Origin of the sequence: Yokenella regensburgei ATCC 49455, assembly GCF_000735455.1 — a bacterium.
In the GTDB taxonomy this organism is placed as follows: Bacteria; Pseudomonadota; Gammaproteobacteria; order Enterobacterales; family Enterobacteriaceae; genus Yokenella; species Yokenella regensburgei.
The window spans coordinates 102,456-117,673 of sequence record NZ_JMPS01000087.1; the positions used below are offsets into that span (position 1 = coordinate 102,456).

General features: G+C 55.0%; 13 protein-coding genes. 8 read left to right on the top strand and 5 right to left on the bottom strand.

Annotated elements, in window-relative coordinates; genetic code table 11:
- Nucleotides 1-42: 42 nt before the first annotated feature.
- Nucleotides 43-261 carry a translation initiation factor IF-1 gene (infA, locus tag GYRE_RS22280; RefSeq protein WP_001040187.1) on the top strand — a complete coding sequence of 73 codons (219 nt, stop codon included), beginning with the start codon at nucleotides 43-45 and terminating at the stop codon, nucleotides 259-261.
- 164 nt (nucleotides 262-425) lie between these two features.
- On the top strand, nucleotides 426-1,196 hold the full coding sequence (locus GYRE_RS22285) for a bestrophin-like domain (protein WP_038258631.1): 771 nt from the start codon (nucleotides 426-428) through the stop codon (nucleotides 1,194-1,196).
- 41 nt (nucleotides 1,197-1,237) lie between these two features.
- Here GYRE_RS22285 and clpA read toward each other — a convergent pair whose 3' ends face one another.
- On the bottom strand, nucleotides 1,238-3,514 hold the full coding sequence (clpA, locus tag GYRE_RS22290) for an ATP-dependent Clp protease ATP-binding subunit ClpA (RefSeq protein ID WP_006819286.1): 2,277 nt from the start codon (nucleotides 3,512-3,514) through the stop codon (nucleotides 1,238-1,240).
- Nucleotides 3,515-3,544: 30 nt separating this feature from the next.
- Nucleotides 3,545-3,865 carry an ATP-dependent Clp protease adapter ClpS gene (gene clpS, locus GYRE_RS22295; protein ID WP_006819285.1) on the bottom strand — a complete coding sequence of 107 codons (321 nt, stop codon included), beginning with the start codon at nucleotides 3,863-3,865 and terminating at the stop codon, nucleotides 3,545-3,547.
- A 325-nt stretch (nucleotides 3,866-4,190) separates the two neighbouring features.
- Between clpS and cspD the strand changes: the two genes are divergently transcribed.
- Entirely contained in the window at nucleotides 4,191-4,412 is a 222-nt protein-coding gene (gene cspD / locus GYRE_RS22300) for a cold shock-like protein CspD (protein ID WP_006819284.1), read from the top strand.
- Between the two features lie 71 nt (nucleotides 4,413-4,483).
- Here the strand turns inward: cspD and macB are convergent, their stop codons facing one another.
- Complete coding sequence (macB, locus tag GYRE_RS22305; protein WP_038258634.1) at nucleotides 4,484-6,427, bottom strand: macrolide ABC transporter ATP-binding protein/permease MacB; 1,944 nt, start codon at nucleotides 6,425-6,427, stop codon at nucleotides 4,484-4,486.
- On the bottom strand, nucleotides 6,424-7,539 hold the full coding sequence (gene macA, locus GYRE_RS22310) for a macrolide transporter subunit MacA (RefSeq protein ID WP_038258637.1): 1,116 nt from the start codon (nucleotides 7,537-7,539) through the stop codon (nucleotides 6,424-6,426). The genes macB and macA overlap by 4 nt, the downstream gene beginning before the upstream one ends.
- 165 nt (nucleotides 7,540-7,704) lie before the next feature.
- Here macA and GYRE_RS22315 point away from each other — a divergent pair, with 165 nt between their 5' ends.
- A complete protein-coding gene (locus GYRE_RS22315) occupies nucleotides 7,705-8,661 on the top strand; it encodes a VirK/YbjX family protein (RefSeq protein WP_038258640.1) in 957 nt (318 codons plus the stop codon).
- Here GYRE_RS22315 and GYRE_RS22320 read toward each other — a convergent pair.
- Entirely contained in the window at nucleotides 8,658-10,316 is a 1,659-nt protein-coding gene (locus GYRE_RS22320; protein WP_038258643.1) for an ATP-dependent endonuclease, read from the bottom strand. The two genes, GYRE_RS22315 and GYRE_RS22320, sit on opposite strands and share 4 nt — an antisense overlap.
- Before the next feature lie 372 nt (nucleotides 10,317-10,688).
- On the opposite strand from GYRE_RS22320, the gene aqpZ reads away from it, so the two are divergent.
- The 4 genes from aqpZ to hcr all read left to right on the top strand — a co-directional run bounded on the left by aqpZ (nucleotide 10,689) and on the right by hcr (nucleotide 15,192).
- Nucleotides 10,689-11,384 carry an aquaporin Z gene (aqpZ, locus tag GYRE_RS22325; protein ID WP_006819278.1) on the top strand — a complete coding sequence of 232 codons (696 nt, stop codon included), beginning with the start codon at nucleotides 10,689-10,691 and terminating at the stop codon, nucleotides 11,382-11,384.
- Nucleotides 11,385-11,516: 132 nt separating this feature from the next.
- A complete protein-coding gene (locus GYRE_RS22330) occupies nucleotides 11,517-12,416 on the top strand; it encodes a LysO family transporter (protein ID WP_006819277.1) in 900 nt (299 codons plus the stop codon).
- Nucleotides 12,417-12,560: 144 nt separating this feature from the next.
- Nucleotides 12,561-14,213 carry a hydroxylamine reductase gene (hcp, locus tag GYRE_RS22335; RefSeq protein WP_038258646.1) on the top strand — a complete coding sequence of 551 codons (1,653 nt, stop codon included), beginning with the start codon at nucleotides 12,561-12,563 and terminating at the stop codon, nucleotides 14,211-14,213.
- A gap of 10 nt (nucleotides 14,214-14,223) precedes the next feature.
- The gene (gene hcr / locus GYRE_RS22340; protein ID WP_038258649.1) at nucleotides 14,224-15,192 is read left to right on the top strand and encodes an NADH oxidoreductase; all 969 of its coding nucleotides are present in this window, start codon (nucleotides 14,224-14,226) and stop codon (nucleotides 15,190-15,192) included.
- The last annotated feature ends 26 nt before the right edge of the window (nucleotides 15,193-15,218 follow it).

Consider the following 15,218-nt stretch of genomic DNA (forward strand, 5'->3'; position numbering starts at 1 on the left):
TTGCCGGTTCAAAACTACGGTAGTGATACCCCAGAGGACTAGATGGCCAAAGAAGACAATATTGAAATGCAGGGTACCGTTCTTGAAACGTTACCTAACACTATGTTCCGCGTAGAACTGGAAAACGGTCACGTGGTAACTGCGCATATTTCCGGTAAAATGCGTAAGAACTACATCCGCATTCTGACGGGCGACAAAGTGACTGTTGAGCTGACCCCGTACGACCTGAGCAAAGGCCGCATTGTCTTCCGTAGTCGCTAATTGATCCCCAGCCGTAATCCTGCTGCGCACAACTGCCCGGGATTATGTAGCCTGTAACTGCTCTGTGTCACACAGGGCAGTTTTTTTATTTCCGCACCTTGCCAATCTCCCCTTCTGCAACTGTTATTACTGGTACTTTCAATAGCCTGTAAAACGGTGGCAAAATGCCTCGCCTTTCTGATTTTCCAGTGCTGGTGTTTTTTGTTTGCCTGCTGCTGTTCTGGGTGGCGAATCTCATCTCACGCCTGTTGTATCGCCGTTATCGGGATAATGAACCCGAGAAAGAGAACTATAACCTGCTGCTCGGCGCGGTTTTAAGTATCCTGGCATTGCTGATTGGCTTTACCTTTTCCATGGCGGTGAGCCGTTATGACATGCGCAAGAATTATGAGGAAGAGGAAGCTAACGCCATTGGCACAGAATGGTTACGTGCAGATTTACTGGCGGCAAGTGAATCAGGTGCCGTAAAAACGCTGCTACGACAGTACCTTGACCAGCGCATTCTGTTCTATCACTCCCGTAGTCCGGCAGAATTACAGAAAATAAATAATGATACGGCGGTCATTCAGGATAATTTATGGCGCATTGTCAGCCAGCAGGCCCGTGAATCGCAGACTCCGGTGATGCAGTTAGTGGCCAGCGGCATGAATGATGTGTTTAATCGTTCAGGATATACTCAGGCCGCCTGGTGGAACCGAATTCCGCGGTCCGCATGGACACTCTTATTTATCCTGTCGATGTTCTGTATGGGGATGATAGGGTTTCGTAATTCGGCGCAAAAGAAAGCGACCTTCCCCTGGCTGCTGCCCACCGTATTTTCCTTCGCCTTCGCGCTGATTGCCGATATAGACAGCCCACGCGGGGGAATTATTCGTATTCAGGCGCAAAACTTGCTAGCGCTGGAAGCCTCATTGCCGCCGGTCGCTAAAAAATAAAAAAGCCGGGAAAATTCCCGGCTTTCTGGAGTGCGGCAGAATTAATGTGCCGCTTCTGGTTTGTGCTTTTGCGCGGCCTGGAAGTCATAGGTCAGCGCATTTTTCTCTTTATCGAGCGATACCGTCACCTGACCGCCGTCAACCAGAGAACCAAACAGCAGTTCGTTAGCCAGCGGTTTTTTCAGGTTGTCCTGGATAACTCGCGCCATTGGGCGTGCACCCATGGCACGGTCGTAGCCTTTATCCGCCAGCCAGTCACGCGCTTCCTGGCTCACTTCCAGAGAAACACCTTTCTGATCCAGCTGAACCTGCAGCTCGACGATGAACTTATCAACCACCTGGTGGATCACGTCGGTAGAGAGGTGATCGAACCAGATAATGTTGTCGAGACGGTTACGGAACTCAGGCGTAAAGATCTTCTTGATCTCATCCATCGCGTCCGGACTGTTGTCCTGCTGGATAAGGCCAATCGATTTACGTTCGGTTTCACGCACCCCGGCGTTGGTGGTCATCACCAGCACGACGTTGCGGAAATCGGCCTTACGGCCGTTGTTATCGGTCAGCGTACCGTTGTCCATCACCTGCAGCAGCAGGTTAAAGACGTCCGGGTGCGCTTTCTCGATTTCGTCCAGCAGCAGTACCGCATGCGGATGCTTGATAACCGCATCGGTCAGCAGACCGCCCTGATCGAAACCAACGTATCCCGGAGGCGCACCAATCAAACGACTGACCGTGTGACGTTCCATATACTCGGACATATCAAAACGCAGCAGCTCAATACCGAGCGCTTTCGCCAGCTGCACCGTGACCTCGGTTTTCCCGACCCCGGTTGGCCCGGCGAACAGGAATGAACCCACAGGTTTGTGCTCATGGCCGAGGCCCGCACGGCTCATCTTGATAGCCTCGGTTAAGGCCTCGATGGCAGTCCCCTGGCCAAAGACCAGCATTTTCAGACGATCGCCCAGATTCTTCAGCGTATCGCGATCGCTTTGCGAGACGCTCTTCTCCGGGATACGCGCAATACGCGCCACCACGGATTCGATATCTGCCACGTTGACCGTTTTCTTACGCTTGCTGGCCGGCATCAGACGCGCACGGGCGCCCGCTTCATCGATAACGTCAATCGCCTTATCCGGCAGGTGACGATCGTTGATGTATTTCACCGCCAGCTCCACCGCCGCACGTACCGCTTTCGCGGTATAACGCACATCGTGGTGCGCTTCGTACTTCGGCTTCAGGCCGTTGATAATCTGTACGGTTTCTTCCACCGTCGGCTCAGTAATATCGATTTTCTGGAAACGACGCGCCAGCGCCCGGTCCTTCTCAAAGATATTGCTGAATTCCTGGTAGGTGGTTGAGCCAATCACCCGGATTTTACCGCTGGAGAGCAGCGGTTTAATCAGGTTTGCGGCATCGACCTGGCCGCCAGAAGCTGCCCCGGCACCGATAATGGTGTGGATCTCGTCAATGAACAGAATGCTGTTGCTGTCCTGCTCAAGCTGCTTCAGCAGCGCCTTAAAGCGTTTTTCAAAATCGCCGCGATATTTGGTGCCAGCCAGCAGCGAGCCAATATCGAGCGAGTAGATGGTGCAGTCGGCGATAACTTCGGGAACGTCGCCCTGCACGATGCGCCAGGCAAGCCCTTCCGCGATGGCGGTTTTACCCACCCCGGATTCGCCCACCAGCAGCGGGTTGTTTTTACGACGACGGCACAGAACCTGAATAGCGCGTTCCAGCTCTTTTTCGCGGCCAATCAGCGGATCGATTCCGCCAACGCGAGCAAGTTGGTTGAGATTGGTGGTGAAGTTTTCCATACGTTCCTCCCCGCCTGCTTGCTCTTCGTTATTCGGCTGGCTCCCGGAGTCGGAAGACTGGCTCGGCTCATCTTTACGTGTGCCGTGAGAAATGAAGTTCACCACATCAAGGCGGCTGACTTCGTGTTTGCGCAGCAGGTAAGCCGCTTGCGACTCCTGCTCGCTGAAAATGGCCACGAGGACATTCGCACCGGTGACTTCGCTACGGCCAGAAGACTGGACGTGGAAGACCGCGCGCTGCAGGACACGCTGGAAGCTGAGCGTCGGTTGCGTATCGCGCTCTTCTTCACTGACGGGCAGGACGGGTGTGGTTTGTTCGATGAAGGCTTCCAGTTCCTGGCGCAGAGCGACCAGGTCCACAGAGCAGGCTTCCAGCGCCTCACGGGCCGAGGGGTTGCTAAGCAGAGCCAGCAACAGATGCTCGACGGTCATAAACTCATGACGGTGCTCGCGCGCTCTGGCGAAAGCCATGTTTAAACTGAGTTCCAGTTCTTGATTGAGCATAGGCACCTCCCCCAATTTTCATGCCTGTCTTCAGGCTTGTTCCAGCGTACACAGCAACGGGTGCTCGTTCTCCCTCGCGTAGCGGTTCACCATCGCCACTTTGGTTTCTGCAACCTCGGCGGTAAACACACCGCAAATGGCCTTACCTTGATAATGAACCGTGAGCATCAGTTGCGTTGCACGTTCTACATCATAAGAAAAGAATTTTTGTAACACGTCAATAACAAACTCCATCGGAGTGTAGTCATCATTGACTAATATCACTTTATACATAGATGGCGGTTTCAGCGCATCGCGCAGTTTGTCTTCAACAAGCTGGTCAAAATCCAGCCACTCTCTGGTCTTGCTCATCGTCAGTCATCATCTTCAGTTGCCGGTGCTGACAGGCCAATGCCTGTCACTGACAAGAGTGTATGCACATAATTGAATCTACATGAGAACATAGATAACTATCATCTATTGTTGCCATCCGCGACATCTGTCACATTCCCCAGCAATAGCGTTAACTGCTTCAAATTTTGACGCATTTTCCACCGTTTCGCGACCCCATCCTCTTGACGCGATGCCTGATTTATCTAAATTGTACAGGCGAGAGTTGGCGAGGATTTGAACAACCCCTGACTCCACCACCGGTTCATTCCATCTACTTATAAAGATTTACGAAGGATGTCGAAGTATGGAAATGGGTACTGTCAAGTGGTTCAACAATGCCAAGGGGTTCGGTTTCATTTGCCCCGAGGGCGGTGGCGAAGACATTTTCGCCCATTACTCCACCATTCAGATGGATGGTTACAGAACGCTAAAAGCCGGGCAACCTGTTCGGTTTGATGTCCACCAGGGCCCCAAAGGCAATCACGCCTCTGTTATCGTGCCCGTTGAAGCAGAAGCAGTTGCATAGCTCTTCGCTTCATTGTGTACATCCCGCAGACAAAATGCCAGTCCTTATGACTGGCATTTTTTTATCATTTCTTACTCACGGGCCAGCGCATCGACCGGATCAAGCCTTGCGGCGTTGCGCGCTGGAAGCCAGCCGAAAAGGACGCCGGTCAGCGTCGAGCAGAAAAACGCCGTCAGCAGCGCCAGCGGTGAAAAACCGATTTCCCAGCCCGGTAAGAACAGCTGTAACACGAAAGCAATCAGTAGCGACAGCGACACACCCAGTGCGCCCCCCACCAGACATACCAGCACGGCTTCAATCAGAAACTGCTGCAGCACGTCGCTTGCTCGTGCGCCCACCGCCATGCGGATGCCAATCTCCCGGGTACGTTCCGTGACCGATACCAGCATAATATTCATTACGCCAATACCGCCCACCACCAACGAGATCACCGCGACCAGCGTCAGGAACAGCTGAAGTGTATGTGTGGTTCTTTCCGCGGTTTTCAAGAGACTGTCCATGTTCCAGGTGAAGAAATCCTTCTTCCCATGGCGCAGCGTCAGCAGGCGGGTGAGGTTTTCTTCCGCCTGCGCGCTGTCCTGGCCCTCTTTCACCCGAACGGTAATCGAGTTCAGCCACGACTGACCAATAACCCGCCCGGACATGGTGGTATAAGGCAACCAGATACGCAGCACTTTGCTGCTGCCGAACATCGACTGTTTCTCGTCGGCAACACCGATGACCGTCGCGGGCATATTACCGACCAGAATGATTTCGCCCACCACGCTCGCTTTATCAGGAAAGAGCTGTCGGCGGCTGTTGCTGTCGAGCACGGCTACCTGCGCACGCCCGTTAAGCTGGATATCGTTAAAGGTATTACCTTCGCTAAAGGTCATCCCGTAGACGTTAAAATACTGCCCGCTGACGCCTTCGGCGTTCGCCGCCACGTCGATATTTCCTTTACGCAAACGCAGGCTTTTGGAGACCGCAGGCGTTGCAGAGCTCACCCACGGCTGCTTTTGTATCGCCAGCAAATCGTCATATTTCAACGACTGCTGAAAGCGCGGATCGTCATCACCGAAATCCTTACCGGGATAGATGTCGATGGTATTGGTGCCGATAGCGCGGATATCAGCCAGTACCATCTGCTTTGCCGCGTCGCCCACCACCACGATAGAGACCACCGAGGCAATCCCAATGATGATACCGAGCATGGTCAGCAGGGTGCGCATCTTGTTCGCCGCCAGCGCACGCCAGGCCATCGACATCGCTTCACGAAAACCACTGGTAAACTGACGCCAGCTGGAGGGTTCATCGATCACCGTGTCTTCAAAAGCCTGCCCAGCGGCAGCCGATGACGGAGGATTAGCGACAATTTCCCCATCCCGAATTTCGATTATCCGCTCCGCCTGACGAGCCACCTGCGGATCGTGGGTGACAATAATCACCGTATGCCCCTGCTCTTTGAGCTGGTGCAGAATACTCATCACCTCTTCACCGGAGTGGCTGTCCAGCGCACCGGTCGGTTCATCGGCGAGGATCACCTGCCCGCCGTTCATCAGCGCGCGGGCGATACTCACCCTCTGCTGCTGGCCACCAGAAAGCTGCGATGGCTGATAATCGACCCGCTCCCCGAGCCCGAGACGCTCAAGCAGCTGGTGTGCCCGCTGCTGGCGAGCCTTTCTCTCGGTACCGGCGTACACCGCCGGGATCTCAACGTTCTGCGCCGCGCTCAGGTGCGACAGCAAATGATAACGCTGGAAGATAAAGCCAAAGTGCTCCCTTCTGAGCCGTGCCAGCGCGTCACCGTCGAGCGTCGCCACGTCGGTACCCGCCACCTGATAGGTGCCGCTGGTCGGTTTATCCAGACAGCCGAGAATATTCATCAGCGTCGATTTTCCCGAACCGGAAGCCCCGACAATCGCCACCATCTCTCCGGCGGCGATGCTGAGGGTGATGCCTTTCAGCACCTCGACGCTGTCCTCCCCGGAGGGATAGCTACGGCGAATATCCTTCAGCTCGAGCAGCGCGGTCATTTCGCCGCTCCGGGCTTGCTTTCACCGGTGATGACTTCATCGCCCTCTTGCAGGCCTTTGGTGATTTCAACGTCGGTATCATTACGCGCGCCAATAGTGACCTCGCGCGTTTTCACCTCGCCGTTACGCAGCAGGCGGACGTTGTAGCGATTATCGCCAACAACATCGCCCAGCGCCGACAGCGGAATGGTCAGCACGTTATCCACCCCGGCAAGCTGAATATGGACCTGAGCGGTCATTTCCAGACGCAGGATCCCCTTCGGGTTCGGCACTTCAAAACGCGCAAAGTAGAAAATCGCGTCATTCACTTTTTCCGGAGTCGGCAGAATATCTTTCAATACCCCTTCAAAGCGGGTCATCGGGTCGCCAAGCACGGTAAACCAGGCTTTTTGCCCCGGGCGCAGGTGAATGACGTCCGCCTCGGAAACCTGTGCCTTCACCAGCATCGTACTGAGGTCAGCAAGCGTCAGAATGTTCGGTGCCTGCTGGGCGGCAATCACGGTCTGCCCCTGCAGCGTGGTAATTTGCGTTACCTCACCCGCCATCGGCGCCACGATACGGGTGTAGTCGAGGTTCGTTTTCGCCGTATCGAGAGTGGCCTGGTTACGTTTAATTTGCGCTTCAATGGTGCCAATCTGCGCCTCTTTAACCGCCACGTCGGTGGCCGCCTGATCCAGCTCCTGGCGCGAAATCAGATTATTTTTCACCAACTGCTGCTGGCGAGTTAGGGTCACCTGTGCCAGTTTGAATTCAGCACGCGCCTGACGCAGCTGCGCACGCAGCTCCATCAGCGTGGCTTCCACCTCACGGATCTGGTTCTCCGCCTGATCGGGATCGATAACCCCGAGCAGCTGATCTTTTTTCACCTTGTCGCCAATGTTGACAGACAGCGTTTTCAGCTGCCCGCTCACCTGAGCGCCGACATCAACTTTACGCAGGGCGTCGAGTTTGCCTGTCGCCAGCACACTCTGTTCAAGCGCACCCTTGCGGACAATCAGCGTCTGATAGTGGGGCTGCGGGGCGTTCAACGTCCGCCACAGCCAGATCCCGGCGATAACCACCAGCACGGCCAGGATCCAGTAAACCTTTTTGCTTCTTCCCTTCAATTTCATAAACCGTCCAGATTCATGCGCAAGCATAGATAAAGGTTGATTGTATCTAAACATCGCTTCAACGAAAGCCTCTCTATTTAAGCAGGGCTTAATTCGTTTAGAAAACATTAACTCAGCACCTGATGAAATAGCCCCCAGTTAAATGGAAACTTCTCGGGTTTTATCATGTCTTCTGTGATTGAAATATCAGATATTGCGACGGAACAGCCAAAATCAGGTTGGCAGCTTTTTCGTTTTCTTTGCCAGGGCAAAATCACCCCCGGTAATTCATGGCGTAAAGCGTCCTACCGTCGTAAATTCATGCTGCGGTCGATGGCCATTCCTTTCAGTACCGCACGCCTGATGAAAGAGCTCTCTCGTGAGCCACGCTTACTGCAGTTGCTGCAGGCGCAACCCGGGTTGCCATGTCGTGTACATCGCCCGTGGCTATCGATGAACATTAACCGCAGACAGGCGTCCAAAGCGCTGGCGTGCCACTACCGGACGCTCAGCCGGCTTCTGCCACCCGCGGTGCTGAACGGCTACCTCACGCGTCATGGGGTCAAGCTCGCCAGCCTGACCGGCAAAGACGAGCAGACTTACACCATCCGTCTTGGTGCTGACTCTATGATGGATAAAGAAGGTGAAGCGACGCTGATGTTTTACGATGCCGAAAACACGCTGCTGGCGGAGTTGACCTTCACCCTGTGTCAGCCAGGCGGCGCGAACACGCTGTATATTGGCGGGTTACAAGGGCCGAAAGCGCACGTACCACACGAGCGCATTCAGCTTGCCACTAAAGCCTGTCACGGCCTGTTCCCGAAACGCCTGCTGGTTGAGGCCGCCATGGCATTGAGTAGCGTGCTGTCGGTAGAAGAAATTCGTGCGGTCAGCAACGAAACGCATATCTATCGCAGCATCCGCTATCGCAAGAAAAAGCAGGACAAGCTGCACGCGGACTACAACGGCTTCTGGGATTCTCTGGGAGCGGCCCCGGACAGCAAAGGTGACTTTATTCTGCCGTTGACCATGCCGCGAAAAGCCATGGAAGACATCGCCAGTAAAAAACGCGCGGAATATCGCCGCCGCTATACCCTGCTCGACAGCCTGATTGAGCAGACGGTTAACACCATCCGCCGTTAATCCGCCCTCCCGCGTGCCAGCCACAGCACGCGGGAAAACATTTTGCGCAGTAGCGTCGGAACAGCCTCCACGCCGCGACGCCCTGCCTCCATCGCCACCTCAATGGCCAGATCCGGCTTCGATGAACGATGAATCGCTTTGGTGATAACCCGGCGCATGTTCATGGGTACATCCGGTGGGATCTGCGCCACGCGATGATAAACGTCGTCAAACCCCTGCCGATACATAAAGTGTTCCATATCCATTGCCGGCAGCATGGTAAGGTGCACACGTTCCAGCTCCCGGTCACCGTCGAGCAGGCTGCGCACCGTAGCGGCGTACTTTTTCCCGGCCTCATCGCCATCAACCAGCACGTGCCACTCAATCCCCATCCGGCGGGCAAACCGAATGAGCGGCTTCAACCCCGACTGCGCAAACTCAATCACCTTAACGCCTTCGGCATCAAAGTGGTGGCCACACTGGCGCGCCAGTTCGTTAATCACCCAGGTTTCAGTCTCGCCTTCCACCAGGAGCCAGCAACGGGAGAACAACGACGAGGCGCGATTAAAGCGAATATGGAAAGCAATGCGGCGACCATCTTCCGCGTTCAGTCCCCCGGCGCCCAGGCGCCAGGCCGCCACGCGGGACGACTCTCGCACCAGACGGCAGACATGTTCGACCGGAGTCATCGACAGCAGCTCACCTGAGTTAGTGGTGGTCACCTGCTGTAACGGCAGAAGATTGAGCAAATGCCAGGCGACGGAGAGCATGATCGGGTGCAGACGAGTTTCCGGATCTTCCACCAACAGCAGCGGTCGGGCGTCTTTATCCAGCCTGACCGTCCCTTTCGCCTGCAATAGCGTGGAGAACAGCCCCAGCAGAATCACCCGGTGGCTGCGCCCACCGGGTTTATCGATCATACGGTTGATGATATCGAGATAGCGCCAGCTGCGCTGCTCGTCGTGAGAGCGGCGGCGCATCAGACGGTGGCGCGACTGCGCGGTACCCTGCTCGGAAAAATAGTGTTCCAGCAGCTGCACCATGGCAGACAGCCCCTGGCGAATCTGTCCGTCCGACAAGTTTTGCGGGCTGCTGACCAGCTCGCGGGAAAGAAAATCAAGCTGGCGGGCGGTAATTTCGACGTCCGGGACGTTGGGGACCGTACCGTTGCGGATGCGCCGCATAAAACGCGCATCGCGCAGGCGCAGCACCGGCATCAGGCGGATCAGGTGATGCGCCAGGTTGTCGATATCATCAAGGTCAAGCGCCCGACCCCGCCCATCAAGGAAGCTGCGCAGCGTCATGACGCTATCGTCTTCCGCAAGCTCCCCTTCCAGACGGTAAAAAATGCGCTGGTAACCATCATCACAAGGTACCCAGCCATCCGCCAGTGGACGATAACGCCGCACCCGATGACGGCCCGGCTCCAGCTCGCGGAAAGTCAGAATAATATGCAGATGATGTTCCCGACCTTGCACATCTCCCGGTGGAAACCAGAAGTCATCGCGCACAAAATGATAGAGCTCTTCTTCCGGTGACAGCAGCAGCGTCAGGGCATCGAGCAGGCTGGACTTGCCCCAGGCGTTTTCACCTATCAGCACGTTATTCTGCTCGAGCGTCAACGACAGGCGGTTGATACCGCGAAAACCAACAATCTCAATCCGTTCCAGAAGCATAACCCCTCCGACTTTCTCCTTTAGCTATCAGCAGTATAGCGATCCACAAAGAAACTGAACACCTGACAAAAGATGTCATTTTATTAATTAATGTCGTGAATAATTAGCCCTTATTAAACCAAGAAAGTTCTCATTTTATTGGGCGGGTTTACTTTCAGTCGAAGCATTCTACACTTACTGGTACCTCATATATTCAAAAGGAATTTTGCGGAGTTGCCAAAAATTAAACTCACGGAGCATTTTTAACTGGTTAAGGGATGGCATTCGATTCTAAAATAGCGAGTCTTTAATTATCTCGTCATCCCTTGTGACGATTAATCAACGACCAGCACGGAGTTGCCGTCGCTGTTACTCTTATTATTTGAGGTGGTTATGTTCAGAAAATTAGCAGCAGAATGCTTTGGTACATTCTGGCTAGTGTTTGGTGGTTGCGGTAGTGCTGTTCTGGCTGCAGCATTCCCGGAACTGGGAATTGGATTTGTGGGTGTTGCGCTGGCATTTGGTTTAACCGTACTGACTATGGCGTTTGCCGTAGGCCATATTTCCGGTGGTCATTTTAACCCGGCAGTCACTTTAGGTCTGTGGGCCGGTGGCCGTTTCCCGGCAAAAGACGTGATTGGTTATATTATTGCCCAGGTTATCGGCGGTATTATTGCTGCAGCCGTGCTGTACGTGGTTGCCAGCGGTAAAGCCGGCTTTGACGCGGCGGCCAGCGGCTTTGCTTCCAACGGTTATGGCGACCACTCACCGGGCGGCTATTCCATGCTGTCTGCAATTGTGATTGAAATTGTCCTGACCTGTGGTTTCCTGCTGGTTATCCACGGTGCAACGGATAAAAACGCCCCAGCTGGCTTTGCCCCAATCGCTATCGGTCTGGCATTAACTCTGATCCACCTGATCAGTATTCCGGTAACCAACACCTCGGTTAACCCGGCGCGTAGTACTGCGGTCGCGATTTTCCAGGGCGGCTGGGCGCTGCAGCAGCTGTGGCTGTTCTGGGTGATGCCAATCATCGGCGGTATTCTCGGCGGCGTGCTCTACCGCACCCTGCTCGAAAAACGCAACTAAGCCTTATACGCTTCTCACGCCCGGCCATGCTCAGCATCGCCGGGCGTTTTTTATGCGGTGGCTATTTACTGAATCAGGGGAATTCGGTAGTGTCTGGGGCGCTGTTTTTATACTCACGGGACCGGGCCGTTCATGCTTTCAGGATTGTTGATTATTCTTCTGCCGCTTATTGCTGGCTACCTAATACCCCTTCGCCATCAAGGGGCACTCAGGCTCATTAACCGTTTACTGAGCTGGATTGTTTACGTCATTCTATTTTTCATGGGCATCAGCCTGGCGTTTCTCGATAATCTCTCGAGCAACCTGCTTGCCATTCTGCACTATTCCGTCGTCAGTATAGTGGTCATTCTGTTGTGCAATATTGTGGCGCTGTTGTGGCTCGAACGTTCGTTGCCCTGGCGCCATCAGCATCAACAGGAAAAATTACCCTCGCGAATTGCTATGGCACTGGAATCATTAAAACTGTGCGGCGTGGTGGTGATTGGTTTCGCGCTAGGACTGACCGGTTTGCCTATTTTGCAACATGCGACAGAGGCCAGCGAATATACGCTGATTTTCCTGCTGCTGCTGGTTGGTATTCAGTTGCGTAATAATGGCATGACCTTAAAACAGATTGTGCTGAACCGCCGTGGAATGATTGTGGCGGTCATTGTTGCCGTCAGCTCGCTGGCGGGTGGCGTGATTAATGCTTTTATTCTCGACCTGCCAATAAAAACCGGAATGGCAATGGCCTCTGGTTTTGGCTGGTATTCCCTGTCCGGTATTCTGTTAACCGAATCTTTTGGCCCGGTCATCGGCAGCGCCGCCTTCTTTAACGATCTGGCGCGCGAACTGATTGCTATTATGCTGATCCCAGGGCTGGTTCGCCGCAGCCGTTCTACCGCGCTCGGCCTGTGTGGCGCCACCTCAATGGACTTTACGTTGCCGGTACTGCAGCGCTCCGGCGGTGTAGAAATCGTGCCCGCCGCGATTGTGCATGGCTTTATCCTCAGCCTGCTGGTTCCGCTTCTGATGGCATTTTTCTCCGCCTGATACTCCTCTGGCGGTAGTCTCACTACCGCCAAAATTGCGCTAAATCAATCTCCCTTTAAGTTGTGTCAGAAATGCCTTTTCAGCGGTTTGTCTGAGGCATAATCTCAAACATGTATATCAAATATAACTTTAAAAGGTGTGACCATGTTTTGTGTGCAATGTGAACAAACCATTCGTACCCCGGCAGGCAATGGCTGCTCTTACGCGCAAGGTATGTGCGGTAAAACCGCTGAAACGTCTGACCTGCAGGATCTGCTGATCGCCGCGCTGCAGGGGCTCTCCGCCTGGGCGGTAAAAGCGCGTGAATACGGAATTGTCGACCACGACATCGACAGCTTTGCGCCACGTGCCTTCTTCTCTACGCTGACCAACGTTAACTTCGACTCCCCGCGCATCGTCGGCTATGCCCGTCAGGCCATTGCTATGCGTGAAGCGCTGAAGACCCAGTGTCTGGCGATTGATGCCGCCGCCGCCGTTGATAACCCGATGGCGAATCTGCAACTGGTGAGCGACGATCTGGGCGAACTGCAGCGTCAGGCCGCAGAATTTACCCCAAACAAAGATAAAGCGGCGATTGGCGAGAACATTCTCGGCCTGCGTCTGCTGTGCCTGTACGGTCTGAAAGGTGCGGCTGCCTATATGGAGCACGCCCACGTTCTCGGCCAGTACGACAACGACATCTACGCGCAGTACCATAAAATCATGGCGTGGCTGGGCACCTGGCCTGCGGATATGAACGCGCTGCTGGAATGCTCGATGGAAATCGGCCAGATGAACTTCAAAGTGATGAGCATCCTCGACGCCGGTGAAACCAGCACCTACGGCCACCCGACCCCGACTCAGGTCAACGTCAAAGCGGTTGCCGGGAAAGCTATTCTGATTTCTGGTCACGACCTGAAAGATCTCTACAATCTGCTGCAGCAAACCGAAGGTACCGGCGTTAACGTCTACACCCACGGTGAAATGCTGCCAGCACACGGTTATCCGGAACTGCGTAAATTCAAACACCTGGTCGGTAACTACGGCAGCGGCTGGCAGAACCAGCAGGTGGAATTCGCTCGCTTCCCGGGGCCGATTGTCATGACCTCTAACTGCATCATCGACCCAACCGTTGGGGCTTACGATGAGCGCATCTGGACCCGCAGCATCGTCGGCTGGCCGGGTGTAAGTCACCTGGAAGGCGACGATTTTGCCCCGGTGATTGCCCAGGCGCAGCAGATGGCGGGCTTCCCGTATAGCGAAATTGAACACCTGATCACCGTCGGCTTCGGTCGTCAGACGCTGCTTGGCGCCGCCGACTCGCTTATCGATCTCGTCAGCCGTGAAAAATTGCGTCACATCTTCCTCGTCGGTGGCTGTGACGGCGCGCGCGGTGAACGTAACTACTTCACCGATTTCGCGACCAGCGTACCGGATGATTGCCTGATCCTGACCCTTGCCTGCGGTAAATACCGTTTCAACAAGCTGGAGTTCGGCGATATCGAAGGTCTGCCGCGTCTGATTGACGCCGGTCAGTGTAACGATGCGTACTCTGCGATTATCCTCGCCGTTACCCTGGCGGAGAAACTGGGCTGCGGCGTCAACGATCTGCCGCTGTCTCTGGTGCTCTCCTGGTTCGAGCAGAAGGCTATCGTTATCCTGCTGACTCTGCTGTCGCTGGGCGTCACCAACATCGTGACCGGCCCAACCGCGCCAGGCTTCCTGACCCCGGATCTGCTGGCCGTACTGAACGAGAAGTTTGGTCTGCGTTCAGTCACCACCGTTGAAGAAGATATGCAGCAACTGCTGAGCGCGTAAGGAGACAAGCATGACAATGCCAACATCACAGTGTCCGTGGCGGATGCAGGTTCATCACATCACCCAGGAAACCCCGGATGTATGGACGCTGTCGCTGCTGTGTCACGACTACTATCCGTATCGCGCCGGGCAGTATGCGCTGGTGAGTGTCCGCAACTCTGCGGACACCCTGCGCGCTTACACCATCTCGTCGACGCCGGGCGTGAGCGAATACATCACGCTCACCATCCGCCGTATTGACGACGGTGCGGGCTCCCAGTGGCTGACCCGCGACGTAAAACGCGGCGACTATCTCTGGCTGTCTGACGCACAGGGAGAGTTCACCTGCGAAGATAAAGCAGATGACCGCTTCCTGCTGCTGGCGGCAGGCTGCGGCGTGACGCCGATTATGTCGATGCGCCGCTGGCTTGAGAAGTATCGCCCGCATGCTGACGTGCAGGTTATCTTCAACGTGCGTTCACCGCAGGATGTGATCTTTGCCGACGAGTGGCGCAACTATCCGGTAACTCTGGTGGCAGAAAACAACGCCACCGAGGGCTTTGTTGCCGGACGTCTGACCCGTGAACTGCTGGCAAGCGTGCCGGATCTCACTTCTCGCACCGTGATGACCTGCGGCCCGGCGCCATACATGGACATGGTGGAAGAAGAGGTAAAAGCGCTCGGCGTGACCCGCTTCTTTAAAGAGCAGTTCTTTGTACCAGCCGTTGAAGCGGCGACCAGCGGGATCAAGTTCAGCAAACTGCAGCCAGCGCAGGAGTTCTTTGGCCGCGTGGGCACCACGCTGCTGGAAGCACTCGAAAGCAACAAGGTGCCGGTAGCTGTCGCCTGCCGCGCTGGCGTCTGCGGCTGCTGCAAAACCAAAGTGGTGTCTGGTGAATATACCGTCAGCAGCACCATGACCTTAACGGAACAGGAAATTGCCGACGGCTACGTGCTGGCCTGCTCCTGTCATCCGCAGGGCGACCTGGTTCTCGCCTGATCCTCCAGTGCCCCCGCCCGGGGGCA